The 13,765-nt window shown below is 51.3% G+C and carries 15 protein-coding genes; 6 read left to right on the top strand and 9 right to left on the bottom strand.

From position 1 onward, the window contains the following. Positions 1-2: 2 nt before the first annotated feature. The 7 genes from WIN67_RS16710 to WIN67_RS16680 all read right to left on the bottom strand — a co-directional run bounded on the left by WIN67_RS16710 (position 3) and on the right by WIN67_RS16680 (position 5,630). The gene (locus WIN67_RS16710) at positions 3-806 is read right to left on the bottom strand and encodes a hypothetical protein (protein ID WP_110653317.1); all 804 of its coding nucleotides are present in this window, start codon (positions 804-806) and stop codon (positions 3-5) included. Then, positions 796-1,677, bottom strand: a complete 882-nt coding sequence (locus WIN67_RS16705; protein ID WP_339069376.1) for a DUF692 domain-containing protein — start codon at positions 1,675-1,677, stop codon at positions 796-798. The genes WIN67_RS16710 and WIN67_RS16705 overlap by 11 nt, the downstream gene beginning before the upstream one ends. A gap of 96 nt (positions 1,678-1,773) precedes the next feature. Continuing rightward, the gene (locus WIN67_RS16700; RefSeq protein ID WP_162884043.1) at positions 1,774-1,932 is read right to left on the bottom strand and encodes a TglA family RiPP precursor; all 159 of its coding nucleotides are present in this window, start codon (positions 1,930-1,932) and stop codon (positions 1,774-1,776) included. Positions 1,933-1,942: 10 nt separating this feature from the next. Further along, positions 1,943-3,016 carry a M50 family metallopeptidase gene (locus WIN67_RS16695; protein ID WP_339069373.1) on the bottom strand — a complete coding sequence of 358 codons (1,074 nt, stop codon included), beginning with the start codon at positions 3,014-3,016 and terminating at the stop codon, positions 1,943-1,945. Between the two features lie 68 nt (positions 3,017-3,084). Then, entirely contained in the window at positions 3,085-3,894 is an 810-nt protein-coding gene (locus WIN67_RS16690; protein ID WP_339069372.1) for a class I SAM-dependent methyltransferase, read from the bottom strand. Between the two features lie 121 nt (positions 3,895-4,015). Further along, complete coding sequence (locus WIN67_RS16685) at positions 4,016-4,762, bottom strand: methyltransferase domain-containing protein (protein ID WP_102879149.1); 747 nt, start codon at positions 4,760-4,762, stop codon at positions 4,016-4,018. 355 nt (positions 4,763-5,117) lie between these two features. Further along, complete coding sequence (locus tag WIN67_RS16680; protein ID WP_339069369.1) at positions 5,118-5,630, bottom strand: hypothetical protein; 513 nt, start codon at positions 5,628-5,630, stop codon at positions 5,118-5,120. A 107-nt stretch (positions 5,631-5,737) separates the two neighbouring features. On the opposite strand from WIN67_RS16680, the gene WIN67_RS16675 reads away from it, so the two are divergent. The 6 genes from WIN67_RS16675 (at position 5,738) to WIN67_RS16650 (ending at position 10,827) form a co-directional block, all read left to right on the top strand. After that, complete coding sequence (locus WIN67_RS16675; RefSeq protein ID WP_339069367.1) at positions 5,738-6,334, top strand: hypothetical protein; 597 nt, start codon at positions 5,738-5,740, stop codon at positions 6,332-6,334. 270 nt (positions 6,335-6,604) lie between these two features. Then, positions 6,605-7,168 carry a hypothetical protein gene (locus WIN67_RS16670; protein WP_213666473.1) on the top strand — a complete coding sequence of 188 codons (564 nt, stop codon included), beginning with the start codon at positions 6,605-6,607 and terminating at the stop codon, positions 7,166-7,168. 24 nt (positions 7,169-7,192) lie between these two features. Then, positions 7,193-7,570, top strand: coding sequence for a hypothetical protein (locus WIN67_RS16665; RefSeq protein WP_272755276.1), 378 nt, complete (start codon positions 7,193-7,195; stop codon positions 7,568-7,570). 840 nt (positions 7,571-8,410) lie between these two features. Beyond that, the gene (locus WIN67_RS16660) at positions 8,411-9,454 is read left to right on the top strand and encodes a reverse transcriptase family protein (RefSeq protein ID WP_339069363.1); all 1,044 of its coding nucleotides are present in this window, start codon (positions 8,411-8,413) and stop codon (positions 9,452-9,454) included. Between the two features lie 27 nt (positions 9,455-9,481). Further along, entirely contained in the window at positions 9,482-10,219 is a 738-nt protein-coding gene (locus WIN67_RS16655) for a retron Ec48 family effector membrane protein (protein WP_339069361.1), read from the top strand. Positions 10,220-10,284: 65 nt separating this feature from the next. Then, positions 10,285-10,827: a restriction endonuclease gene (locus WIN67_RS16650; RefSeq protein WP_339069359.1), complete on the top strand. Its 543-nt coding sequence runs from the start codon at positions 10,285-10,287 to the stop codon at positions 10,825-10,827. A gap of 271 nt (positions 10,828-11,098) precedes the next feature. On the opposite strand, the gene WIN67_RS16645 is transcribed toward WIN67_RS16650, so the two are convergent. After that, positions 11,099-12,358, bottom strand: coding sequence for a hypothetical protein (locus tag WIN67_RS16645; protein WP_339069357.1), 1,260 nt, complete (start codon positions 12,356-12,358; stop codon positions 11,099-11,101). Between the two features lie 545 nt (positions 12,359-12,903). Next, entirely contained in the window at positions 12,904-13,350 is a 447-nt protein-coding gene (locus WIN67_RS16640) for a hypothetical protein (protein WP_339069355.1), read from the bottom strand. Between the last annotated feature and the right edge of the window lie 415 nt (positions 13,351-13,765).

The following is a 13,765-nucleotide window of genomic DNA, read 5'->3' as shown; positions in this document are numbered from 1 at the left end:
GTCTAGGCCGGCATCCTGATGGCGTTGAGTCGATGCAGCTTATCGAGCAGTGCCAAGTCTTCGCCGCTGGGTTGTGCGGCGCTGGAACCCAGTATCTGCATCAAGCTTGCGAGTGACTGCGGTTGCTCCAGGCAGTGATAGAGGTACGCAGCGCGCGGGCTGATCAGGGTGAATTTGTGGCGCGCCTCAGGGGTGGGCAAATACACCAAGATATGCTCGCTGGCTTCCTCCGGTCTGCTACGCCCGAGCAGGCTTTTATCACGCAACCAGTGCGACAGCGCATAGCGGCTCTGGTAAATGCGTGCACCGTCGGTGCGTTGATAAGTGCCCGGCACTGCGGCACTGGTTTCCACCAGCCCGATGTAGAGGCGCACAGATTCGCGCTCAAGGCCCATCAGGTCGCGAATCTGCGGGTAGTCGGCGAGTTCCTGGCGTTCGAGCAGAAAGCCCAATGCCGCATCGCAATAGCCATACACTCTTGGCCCGTAGTCGAACCACTCTTGTTGGCGCAGGAATGCCTTGGACAGTGCCGGCAGGTCCAGGTCGATATTGAGCAGCGCGCGCAGCGTCAATGGCGCGCCGGTTTCCAGCGCATTGATAAAGGAATTGACCAAGCGGAACTGATAGTTTTCGACGAACCATTTCACTCTTTCAAACTGACTGCCATAGGCCTGCAGAATCACCCGCTCGTTATCAGGAAAGTGTTCCAGCCATTGAGTCGCGCCTTGAGCTTCGAACAACTGCTGCTGCAGTGTTTCATCGCGTAGCAGGCGTCGCCACAGCTTCCAGACCTGCTCAGCATCCATGCGTCAGCTCCTGTGCCGCTTTTGTGTAGTGATTCCAGATGTTCTGTGCGCGCCGCACATCGGTGACGATCATGTGTTCGTCGTTGGCGTCCATCACGCGTGTCAGTGCGTGGTGAGCCTGCCCCTGGTATTCGAGGATGATCGCCGAGGGTTGGCAGCTGGACATGAGTTCCTGGTACAGATCCCAAACAGGTTCGGGCACACACGAGTCATGCCAGTCGTGGTAGAGCCCCTCATGCCAGCTGCCACCTGCCAGATGCACAGAGATCACCTTGTCCAACGGCAAGGTGTCGAGGTAGTCGCGCAAGTCAAAGTTTTTCAGGTTCAGGTGGTTGGTGTAGATGTTGTGCAAGTCCAGGTGCAAGAAGGTGCCGGACTGCTGCACGAGACGGGCCAGGAACTCGGCTTCGCGCATTTCTGCACCCGGGCATTGCAAGTAATAGGCGGCGTTTTCATGGGCCAGTGGCATCCCATAATGTGCCTGCAAAGCCTTCGCGCGTTCGGCGCAGCGCAGAACCTCTGCATTGGAAAACTGCAGCGGGCTGCTCCAGATATCCAGCCAGGAGTTGTCGCCATAAAAACAATGGTTGGCGACCCATGGGCTGTTCAGCATCTTGGCCAGGGGCACATGGCGTTGCACAGCGGCGGTTTCTTCAAGCGGGCTGAAACCAAAGTCGCAACCGTAGTTGGAATGCGCCAGCAAGGTGAATTTCTCAGCCAGCCGATTGATCATCGCCTGGGCCGCGGGCTTGATGATCTGCGGGCCATCCATAGGGGCCATGATGTTGTCGAGCAGTATTTCCAGCACATCGACTTCGATGTCCTCAAATGGAAACCAGTCGAGGATCTCGGGGTTGTACTGGATACCCACACCAATCGGTTCGGGCTTAACGAAGTGAGCCATGTGGTTGCCCAGTCTGAGGAAGGGGAGGCTCCCTCGACGTCAAGCCGAGGAAGCCCGGAGCGATCAGGCGAAAACTTTGCTTTCGATGATTTCGATATCGTCGAGGTCGAACTCCTCGAACGGTGCATCGGTAAGGGCTTGCGGCGCGACGTCGGCCGGGGCGGTTGTGGTGGTGGCTTCATCCATGGCGGCAATAGCCGGAGTCACTGTAGGTTGAGTCATGACACTGTCCTTATGGGTGGTTGAAAAGGCGAATCAGGGTGGCTGCAATGAAGCTCCAGGCGATGACCCAGCCCAGGCAGGTCAACAGGAATGTGCTCCAGTAGAGCCTGCGCAATGCAGGGGAAAGGCTTTCCTGCGGCGCGCTGCGCCAATGGCGTTTTACATAGTTGAAAGCACGCTGGCGCAGGCGCGGTTGCCCCAGCACTTCGGTAATCGCCAGGTAGGTGTCGCCATTGAAGATGGGCAGCAGGGTGGGGATGAGGGAAATGCACGAAGCCACGATCATCACCACGAAAAGGGCGGGTAAAACCCCTTGGGTGTCACGGAACATCGCCCACAGGGCAATGCCCACTCCCGCATACAGAAGGCTGAGCAAGGGGCCTGCCAGAATGGTGATCACCCGTTGGTTCAGCGGTAGCTGCGACCATTGCGTCTGCACCGGACGTACCCAACCGGTGGCGAGCAACAAGTAGATGCCGATCCCGAAATCGTTGACCTTGACCCCATAGTGACGACAGGCCATCGCGTGCCCCAGTTCGTGAAGGGCGATGGAGGTCAGGATCACCGGGAAGTGCCAGAGCAGCCAGCGGTAACTGTGGATATAGGTGGCGCTGACATCGGCCATGAAGCTGTCCAAGTGCGCGCCCAGGTACACGAAGCTCAACAGGGACAAGGCCAGCAGCAGCAAAATGAATGCCGCGCGGCAGCACCAGGGCGCCAACCGGTAAAGATGATCAAGCAATGGCTGCGGGTTGGTTTTAACCAGGTTAATCAGCAAATGCTCTTTCAGCGGGCCATAGGTTATGCCCGTGGCGGGATCGCGCAGGTCCTTTTTATGATCCGTTTGCTCGCTGCTCAGCAGTTTCAGGTTGAGCAGTTTGCGCTCGAACTGCGCAAGCTTCTCGGGGCTGACCTTGATTCGATGCTGCGCCAGGGCGGCGTCGACAATCGCTTGCAGGTTTCGCTGGCCATCGAACAGCAAGGCAAGTGAGTACTCGGCCTGGCCCAGTTCAAAACCGATATCACTACGGGGGTCGTAGAGGTTGTAGCGCCGGGTGACCGCGTCTGCTGGCGGTGGTGTCACGACCAGATCATCCCTGAAGCAGGAATGGACGCGGGCACTCGACTTTTCGAGGGCATAGGCCGAGGCACTCATGTGCGGAGTCGCATCGAGTGCAGGCTTGGCATGTAGGACTCCTGCAGTGCCTTGCGGCCCTGAGCCTTGATGCTATCGAGGTGCTCGGTGGCAGGCTGGGCACAGGCTCGCCCCAGCACGAACACCGCCCCCGGTCGGGTCGGCCCGCACACGGGCTCATGGGTGGTCTGGATCGGCTCCCAACCATGCCGGTACATCAGGTGCTCGATACTGCTGGCACTCAAGTAGCGGCGATGGTTATGGGTTAGAAACCCTTGTTTGATGCCATAACCCAACGCGCGACCTTCAATCAGCAGCAATCCGTCCTCGGCACTGGCCTGCCGGCAAAGCTGCATGACCTGGTTGACGTCATGAACATGCTCCAGCGAACCATTGATGATGATCAGGTTGTAATCACCCGTGGGGCTCATGTGTTCGGCGCCCACCAGGTCGATGTCCAGGCCGATATTCTTGCCGTACTCGACGTAGGCCCGGTCGGGGTCATTGCCTCTGACTGTCCAGCCGCGCTTGGCAAAAGGAATCATCAGGCCGCCGGCGGAGCAACCGACGTCAAGCATTTTGCCTTTGGCGGGAAGCACATCTTGCAGGTACTGATACAGGTGTTCGCCGCGGCGTACCTGGTCCAGAAAGAAGGCGCGCTCCGGCTCCGTATTGCCGAACAAACTCAGGCGGTAGAACTTGTCGTAGTAAGCGCTGTAGAAGGCTTCGTCGAAGCGGTATTGCTGGAAAATATGCCCACAATCCTGGCAGCCGAGCACTGGCAATGCCACCGCCTGGTCACCGGGGCCCTGGACACTTTCCAGCAAAACCCGATGATCTTTGGAATTGCAAAGTTCACAATCCATTTTCTGCGCACGAAAGGTTTCAGGCATTTGCAATAGTTGCAAATACTGTTGTTCTATAGTTGTACTCACAATGAAGCCCCATTCACTTAATGCAGAAGAAGCCTTCAAAGCAAATATATTTGAAAATACTGGTTATATCCTTGAAGCCGGCGCGGGATAACATGTCGATATTGCCGGCTGTGGAAAAAGGTTCAAGTACACCTTTCAAACTTCTGGTCTTCGCCAGGATTTCCTCGGCGTTATAACCTTGGTCGCGCTTATAATCTACATACAGGCTGCTGAGAATGTCTTGAAAGCGTGCGTCTGGGCCGCGTACTTTTTCAAACATGATAAAAGCACCGCCCCAGTTCAAGGTCTCGTAGATACGATCGAACAAGGCTTGGCGAATGCGCGGGTGCACGAACTGAATAGTGTAATAAGCAACTATCAGATCACTTTTTTCATAGGGAAAGGTCAGGATATCGTCGGTAACGAAGCTGACGTTGTGCTGCGGCGAAGCGCTCAAGAGCTCATTCGCCTTGCGCGTCATGGCCTCTTCCACATCAATGCCCACCCACTTCACCGAGGCGCAGTGGCGCTGTGCAAGTTGCCGAGTGAGGGTGCCGGTGGAACTACCCAGTTCGTAGCAGGTGCTATCGCTCTTTACAAAAAAGTCGCTGAGCGACAGCACGATGTTATGCCCGTCCTTATATTTAGGTACGGACTTCGAAACATGGGAGTCAAAGTGTTGCGGGGTACTGCCTCCGAAACTCCATGAGGCATTACTCGACTCTACGCCGTCACCGACGGTTTCGTAGAGAGTGGCAGGCGAGGTAATTAGGGAAGACATGTATGTCACATCCTTGTCCGATACCAATAGGGGTGTACTAGTACAACGAGATTCCTTTCTCTTGGACGGGAGAGTATCCAGTCTTAGTTAACGTGTCATCATTTTTTTTTGCGAACAATAAAGGTGCGGGCGCACCAAAAAGGTGCGATAAATCGCTGTTGAGAATAGTCCGCAGTACACACCGATTGTTGATGTTCTCGGTACTTGAGGTTGCACTGTTTGAGGCGATGGATCTTCCATCGCCTTGAAGGCGCATCAAGCCGCGAGGCAGAGGGCTCGGACCGCGCTCGATAGTGATGCGTTGTTTGACATCATCGGCCTGATTCCCGGTATCGATCTTGAGGCCAGGGCTTCTTCATGACTGTTTGGCAGCGTAGGTCTCGCCCGTCAGCAGCATGACGCCGTCTTTTGAGCAGACGCGGGTGATGCTGTTGATCACGACATTAAGGCCGCTTGAATGCGGGAACAGCGAAAACAACAACTCGAAATACAGGTAGTCCTGCACCAGGCGCGCCGCCAGATCGGGATGGTCTTGCAAGAGCGCCCTGAAGCTTGGGTAACCCAGCTGTGCAAGCTCCGGAATGTCGACAAAACCCTGGTCGATATCGTCGGTTTTGCATTCGGCGGCAAAGGTGTCGGCGCAGTCAAGAAAACACTGCGGCAGATCGCTGTGGTGGATGCGCAGTTCATAGAGCGTTGCTGGAATCGTCAGTGCCTTGCCGAAGCCCAGGCTGCGATAGCCGATGGTTTTTGGGTCGATGAGTTGGCCGGCGGAGGTGAACTTCATGGGGATTGGCGCTTGATGGTCCACGACGGCTGTGCCGGTTCTATTGGCCAGTTGTTCGGGAGTGAAGTGAGTGTCATCCATGATTTGCAATCGTCAGAGAAGCCGAGAAGGGACTGTACTGTGTCCGATGTATAGTGGCGAGCGGCAGTTAACGGATGCTGCGCCCATGACTGATCGGAACGATACGGATGTTTGATGAGCTGACGTTTACCTGTGAAGTACCTGAGAAAAAAGATGCTTATGTCGGTGCTGGGGCCTGCCTGCCCACTGATCTGGCTTGGCCCTGTTCGCCTGATGGCGTGCCGCTGACACACCTCATGGCCTTTCCTGGAAGCTGGTTTTCAGGAGCCTTGATCGACAGGAATTATTGGGTTTCGGTTTTTATGCCGTATCAGCCGGGTGAAGTGGCTCACTATCGAAAGCTGCGCGCCATTGACGGTCGTTCGCAAGCAGTTGTCATGGGCTACGTTCGAGCCGGTTCCGAGCGGAATGAGGCGGCTCAGCCGATTTCAGATCGCGGGACGGTGCGGCTGGGGATGAACGCCGACGTGGACGATGATGAAAACCTGGCCTCGAAGTTGGATGGCGTGGACGCTTGGCTACAGTCGCCTGTTTCAGCAGGAGCAGGGCGTAGAAGGCTTTCCATTTATGGGGGCGATCTGGATAGAGCGCTGCCTGAGCATAAAGGCGTGCTTTCGGATGGCATGGGGTATCTGTTTCTGGATGAGGACTTTTCAGAGCGGACAGGTGCGGGGATTGGTCGGTTCTTTTTGCAGTTGGGGTAGGGCGATAAGGCGCTATTGAACTGATGCTCAGAAAGGCAGCATGGAAACGCCCTATCACTTGGTCGGAGCTTTGCCTAAGTGTCTGCGGTTCTTGGAAGCTACCCGTTTGGACTCGCCGGTGTCGGTACCTTTCTCAGGGAGCAAGTTCCAGGAAGTTTTGCGACCGCTGTTCTCGTCAAAGGCATAGGACGGATGTGCTAGATAGCCCTTTGCTACATGTTCAGGGTGCGAAGCTATTGCCTCCAAAAATAACGGCAAAGGACCGCCCCCATGACCGCTTTTACAAGGCAGCTTTTGCCTGCCGCATTACTGTGTAGTGCCCTCGCTGCCCAGGCGAGCGAAGTGCTGAAGGGCGACTACTGGGTCGTTCACTACCAGGGTGCCTTGGGCAAGAATCAGGTGTTCATCGCCGACGGCGACCCCACTCACATCATCAATCGTCCAGGTGGCGCGAAATCATTGGGTGTCTATCAACTTTACGAAGAGCCCGGCAAACCCAACTTCACCTCTTACGATGTCGAAATCGACTGTGCGAAGAACCGCGTGCGCATCATGGATGCGGCGGATTTCCACAGCGTGTTCAATGAATTTCGCAATGCGAAGTATTCCAGCCAGTGGCAGAGCAAACCTGACGCCTGGCTGGCACAAAGCCGTGACTTTGTCTGTAAGCCGACTGAACGCCAGGCCAAGAAGATGGAGCACTTGGGTGTGATGTCCGCGTCGCAAATGAGCAAGGCAGGGCCGCAGTTCTTCGAGATATTGAATCGCGAGACGGCCAAGGCGGCCATCATGCAGAAGATAGATGAAGGGTTCGCGCAGATGTCTGCCAAGTAACGCGGCCTTCAGGGAGAAGACCTTATGAACCGATTGTTTATGTTGGCCCTGCTCGCCACCTTGCTCAGTGGCTGCGCATCATTGTCGGCCAGCAGTGCCTGGAAAGATCGCCCGGTGGGCGAACTGATCGACTTCTTCGGCGTGCCAAGGCAGATCATGGTGGCACCGGAGGAAGATATGGTCGTGCTCAGATATGTACGTGACAGTAGCTATGTTTCACGTGAAGCAGCGGGTACTTACACGGGGCCGCAGAATGGGCAACTTGTGCACGCAGAATACTGGGAAGACGTGCAGCACTCAGGCAGTTGCGAAATCAATGTGTTCGTCAACAGAGCGCGACTGGTGGAAAAGGTGCGAACGAAAGGGCGTTGTGTAGCGGTCGAGATGACGCCGGCAGGGTAGGAATGGGCCACTGGCGAGGGCAGATTCCACGAACAGGCACATCAAGACAGTGGTCGTCGACCTGCGCTATAGGCGCGTGTATGGCCCACTTTGGGGTTTGAAGAGACCGGCAACCCTGTACCAGGTCTCATCCGAGAGCTCGTAACGCTTTGTAATTGCAGAATTCCTTCTTGTAGAGGAGTAGGGGCGCTACAAAAACTGAGCCAACGAGGGGCCATGATTGGAGTTCCGGGTTTTCGTACAGAGTTTCCCAAAGCTGCCCTTCACGAAGGGTAGGAACCGGCCAGAAGCGGCCATTCACGATAGGATGCTAATGAACCAAAGCCGGCTACAGTGATTGTTAGTAACCCGCAGGTGCCCCTCTGAAGCGATGGCAACCTAGCATCACAAAGATGTTGCATCCGATGCAAAAACGTGTATTTTTTACTTTGCGTGAACGTACCGTTCACTTGCTGCAATCGAAATGATACATCCGCTGATTAGCTTAGTAATAAGCATTCGATACGCTTCTGTATTGAACTGATAAGGAGGCCTCGGCAGTCTCCGACCCCGCGTCCCGCTGGAGTGCTTCACGGTGGGCCTACCATGAGAAAGATGGTGGTTTTCAGCGGATGGTTTCGATGAATGCAACATCTTTCTCTATACCCTATGTAATGGGTTGGTGTGGCCCACATTTATTTCCTATGGATGGGTGCGATGCTTTCGAATCCCCAGAAGGTGTCTAAAAACTCAATCGCTAGTCGAGAAAGCTTATGCAGGCTTCTTCGAATTCCTGATGACTTCCTAAACTCGGTCTTAGCTCTTACCCAAGATGAGCGATATTCTAGAAAGAATAGCGTCATGAAAGCTGGGGGTGTGGAGCGGCCCATCTATAATCCGCATCGCCATCTACGGAAGCTACAAAAGCGTATCAATGTCGCAATATTTTCTAATCGATATGTTGTGAGATGGCCTCATTTTATTTACGGATCTATCCCTAATCAGAAGAATAATGACGGTTACGATAGTAAGGATTATGTGTCTTGCGCTGGAAGGCATTGTGGTGCTAAAAGCCTGTTGAAGATAGACGTTTCAAGTTTTTTTGACAACATCCATCAAGATATCGTCTACGGAATATTTAATAGCTTTCTTAGTTATAGCGAGGAGGTGTCGAATATACTCGCGGATATATGCTGCCATAACGGTCACCTAGTACAAGGTGGCCTCACCTCTAGCTACATTGCCTCCCTATGTCTTTACGATGTGGAGGGGCGAGTAGTCGAACGATTGAACAGGAAGGGATTGACGTATACTAGACTAGTAGACGACATCACAATTTCTTCTAAATCACTGACGACTGATTTTACTTATGCATTGAAGATCGTCAGCGATATGCTGACCGATAAAGACTTGCCGATCAACGAAGGTAAAACCCGAGTTTATAGGACATCAACTGAGCCTTTGAGCGTACATGGTCTTAGAGTCAGCTTTGATAGCCCAAGGTTGCCTTCAGATGAGGTAAAGAGAATTCGAGCTGCTGTTAAGAATTTAGAATCTCTTGCGGCAGAACCCGGCTATAGAACGACTCATGATTACAGGCATGACTACAATCGGTGCATGGGGCGCGTTAATAAGCTCCACCGGGTGAAGCACGAGCAGCACGCACCACTTCTGAGGCGGCTAAATGATATTAGGCCTCTTCCTTCCCGTCGTGATGTTAACCGGGCTAAAGACATGGTAGCTCGACTGGAAAGAGATTTCTCTTCAAAAAAATCAACCTATTGGTACAAGTCTAGATACTATCGCGTGATGGAAAGGTTGGTTGTACTGGGTCGGATTTATGATAAAGCGACGGAACAGTTAAGGATGAAACTGAGAGCCTTGAGGCCAGGTTTAGAGGATTAAAGTGCCAGATATATTTCGGAGGTACGCATGGTTTCAAATTCTGCGGAAAAATTTTCGCAAGTACATCCGTATTTTAAATGTCTAATTTATCTCCTCGCCTTAATAGCTGGAATTGGCTTTTCAATTTCGACTCTGGTTGCAGGCGCAATAATATTTTCGGACGAGATATACAGGCTGCCTATTTGTTTTTCCAATAAGTGCTTTGGGCGATTTTATGAGCACTTTAGTGCTGCTTTTGCGATTGCGAAGTCCACGCTTGATTTAATAGTTGTTGTGGCGACTGTTGGTGCAATTTTTGTTGGCCTGCTAAGCTACTTATCAGCCCTGCGCTCCTCGCACTTTACAAATCATGTTTCACATTTAACTCTATTTCAAAGTTTCTTTGTTGAGGAAGTTTGCAAGCGTGACCTATTGTCTTTGTCTTCTTTCGATACTCATAAAATCTATGGGCTTATTTATGGTGGCTCCCGAAAAGGCGATATGACAATTTCGGATGCGTATTATTTGTTTATCGATTCGGTTAACAAAGTAATAGGCGAGTCAAACTTTAAATCATTCAAGGCAAGCAAGGGTCCATTCATATATAAAGAGCATCAATCACGAATGATCAAAGCATTGATTTTGATAGGGTTTGATTTGCAATTTATGCCTAAGAAGGATTTTTATGAGATAGAAGTACAGGTGTTCTCCCTTATAGATGCAATCTCAAATTCATTTTGTGGTGGGGACCCTCGGGCGAAGCTTCATGATCGTATCTATAGATGATGGTGATTTAACCATCTAACTACCTGCTTGCTACAATGATTTCGATTTAGATCTTTGAGGCTACGATGATTGACGCTAGATATCCGCCGCTTACACTTAAACCAGTAGAGTTTGAGTTGGAGGTCCGCAAGATACTTGATGCGCTTGGTCACGACATCCAGGACTATCATTCTGAGCATCGAGAACGCATTCAAGGCACCGACGGAGAATACGAGATCGACGTTTCTGTGAGATTTCAGGTGCTAGGGATGAGTTTTCTCGTGCTCGTTGAATGCAAACACTACAAAAAACCTGTTAAACGCGAAGTGCTACAAATTCTCTACGACCGTATGCGATCGGTAGGTGCTCAGAAAGGCGCTATTTTCGCTTCCTCCGGTTTTCAGTCTGGGGCTTTGGAATATGCCAGAACACATAATATTGCTACGGTTTCTCTTGTGGATGGACGAAGCACTTATTTTACAAAGTCATTTGGGAGCGAGGCGATCGAACCGCCGGCGTTCGCAAATATCCCACCGGTAGCAGGCTGGCTTGTGAGAGGAAACTCTTTTTCCTTGATCTCCTACCAACATGGTGAAGCATTGGCGAGTTTTCTTTTTAGTTCAGATTAAAAATGTGCTTCATCTTGACTTGATTGATCTCAATCCCGGTTAGCCTTTTCAGGCACCAGCCTACGGCTCTTAGGCCTCAACGCTCCTCTGCCTAGTAATTTGTCCTCTTAGAAGCTCTTAAAGTGTGCACTATTGGGAAGAAGCGGTCGATATTGTCTGCTTCTGGCCGAAAGCGTCCAGTCTTGAGCGGCAGCTTTCGGCCAAAAGGAGACAGTAAGTTCAGTAATTATTTTTCGCTCCAAATGCCTTTCCTATAGATAGCTGGCCTCAGTCACTGGGCAGGGTCATCAGCACTGGTTTTTGAGTCCGAATCATTTGTACTATTGAAAAACTCAGATCTTTGGGCGATCTGGCCCGTACTAAAAAATAACTCTGGAGAGTTCGTAATCTCATTTACCAGTTGTGGAGGATCTAGGTCACTAAAAATCATTCCCCCGTCGATGACTATTGCTTCAAAACTTCCCCTTCCAAAAATTTCTGCAAGGGAGTCAAAATCTGCAACTTTTGATTCAAGCAGAATATATAGCTCGTCCTCCAATTCCTTGATGACAGCCAACTGCCGATCCAACCCCCTCTGGGCGGACTCCAGCGTCCAGTTAGGAACATCATTTCCCTCTTTAAAAGATTTAATCTTATCGCGAAAAAAATCGGCACCGCTCTGATGCCTCTCCATTCTTTCATCAAAAATTTTTCGAATTGAGTCTCGAACTCGTTCCAGTGCTCGTTTGTGGCGGCCAATATTAGTCAAAGAATAATTTCCGCTAAGCAGAACTTGACAAGCCCTACCTGCAACATACCTTTCGAAGGCAGAAAAAACACTATGCTGCATGAGCGTACGCATTGCTTGCGTCGGATTAGCAAGTTTTCTATGAACATACCAATGTACGCCCGAGTACTCATCGCAGCTCTCGAAATCCATTGCTTCCGCTTTGTGCTGAGCTTCTAAGTCATCCAGAAATACACTTAGAATTTCAAAGCAGTCATCAGTATTGGTAGTCACACGGCGGAGGTTCTCTGCATTGAGTATTTCATCTCCTTCGCTCAAACTATCGAAGCAGTCAGCGATAACTTCGGAGATTCGCTCAAGCTTGGCTTTGTCACCAGATATCTGCCGGTTTCTTATGGTGACACAAATATCTGTAATGTAATTCAGGCGAGCATGGATAGAATTTAAAGCTCCTAAGGTAAGAAACATAGGCATGAAGTTTTTAGCTAGCTGGCCGTCTACCTTTTCTAAAGCCGCCATGGAGGTGATTTTACCACCCTCAACAACACTGGTTGTTTTAAGCCCAGCTAATGGCCCTTTTTGAATAGTCATCAATTCACCGGACGCTCCTGGTCTGAAAACGATCCGATAAAAATCTCCTTCGCCAGATGTAGGGAATTGAGATTGGAGGTGTTGGCTTACGAGTTGAGTCCAGGGCGAATGCAAGGAATGAGTTGGTCTTTTCACCAGCTTTGGCAATAATGGGTATTTGCCAAACTGAACCTTAATTGCTAATTGCAAATCTTTATTGCGATTTCGATTCATAGCTATCAGCTCTTAGTTAATTTAGACACATTTAATTTCGTGCATGTTCATTGGCGAATCCGGCTTGCAGTTCGATCACTCGATCATTCTTGGCGCAAATAGGTGAATCTATTTTCAGTGAATAGCAGAGTTGCGGCAAGATCGAGAAATGCGAAAAATATGCGAAGAATGGGGACGGATATATTTTCCGAAAATAAATCCGTCCTCTTTTATGTAAACCTACCAGACGTTGCGTGGTGCTAATGCAAGTGAGCCAGCAGACAGCCTGATTGATCGGCGATCACAGCTTTAGGAAGGCGAGCACCAGGTAACCGAATTTCAGTGCGATGTTTGCCCACTCCAATAACCATTCACCCCACCCTCGCACAGCTCCCGGCGTGGAGCCTGATGATGGAGGTCCGCTTGGAGAAAGTTTGGAGATTGGATGCGCAGGCGTAAAATTACGGCCCGCCTTCATTTCTCTGGAGCAGGTACTGCAGATATAACGATGTTCATGGTGCATGATTGTGATCCCGTTCGAAAATGGAGAGTTTTTTCGATGGGGATTAACGAAGGCGGTGTTTATACCCGCTGAGTTCAGGACCATCCGCCAAAAGCGGCGCGCGCAGGATAGCTCGTAGGGAACGAGCAAGAAGGGAATTGAGTTTCGCCAGCGCACTCAGGTAATAGGCGAGGACAGAAGACCAATAGCGCGAACGGTCAGCAAAGAAGCTGGCACTGATAAGCCCTTCGATTTCTCCGAGGAGATCTAGGGCGAGCTTGGCGCGCTCGATGGCGTTTGTAACTGCCCCACGGTTGTTGCCATGGTTCGGAGGAAGATCGTCGAGTTTTTCTAAAGCTTGCTTGGCTCGACGTACAGCCTCGCAATCAGCTTGCTTAGCTTCGTACTCTAACTTAGCGAACTCTGCCTTAAGCTCAGCTGTCACTGCGTCTACTGGCGCAGGCTCATCCGTCAAGTTGACGGGATCTTGTGTTAATGATGGATCGTCCATTGAGGAGTCTCGGTTGTTGTCACAGGCGAACCTTAGCGATTTATCAGAGCCAGTACAATCACCCTACCACCGTCAGACTGAAGCAGCAGCGAAGCGTTCTAGGCAAACCTTTGGCTGCGCTCCTCCCGCCGTCCAACGGACGCAGATATCTGGATAATCGAAAATTGTAGTGCCTCCGACGTTTTGGATTTGGAAAGTGAAACCACCTTACTGATCCACTAGTCTTGGAGAGTAACTTGGTCGAGGTAGCCTCCCCATAAAGGATGCATTCACGACCACGTTAGCTGACACTGTCCAATATCAGATCGAATTTTCCTTGAATCGCCGCATGCTTCGTCGACAGCCGATGACCGCTTCTGGCCGATTGCAGCCACTTTTAACCCCTAAAAAAATCCAAGACCCCATTTGAAACGCT

Source organism: Pseudomonas idahonensis (assembly GCF_037903935.1).
Taxonomy (GTDB): domain Bacteria; phylum Pseudomonadota; class Gammaproteobacteria; order Pseudomonadales; family Pseudomonadaceae; genus Aquipseudomonas; species Aquipseudomonas danubii.
This window is presented reverse-complemented; position numbering and strand designations above follow the sequence as displayed.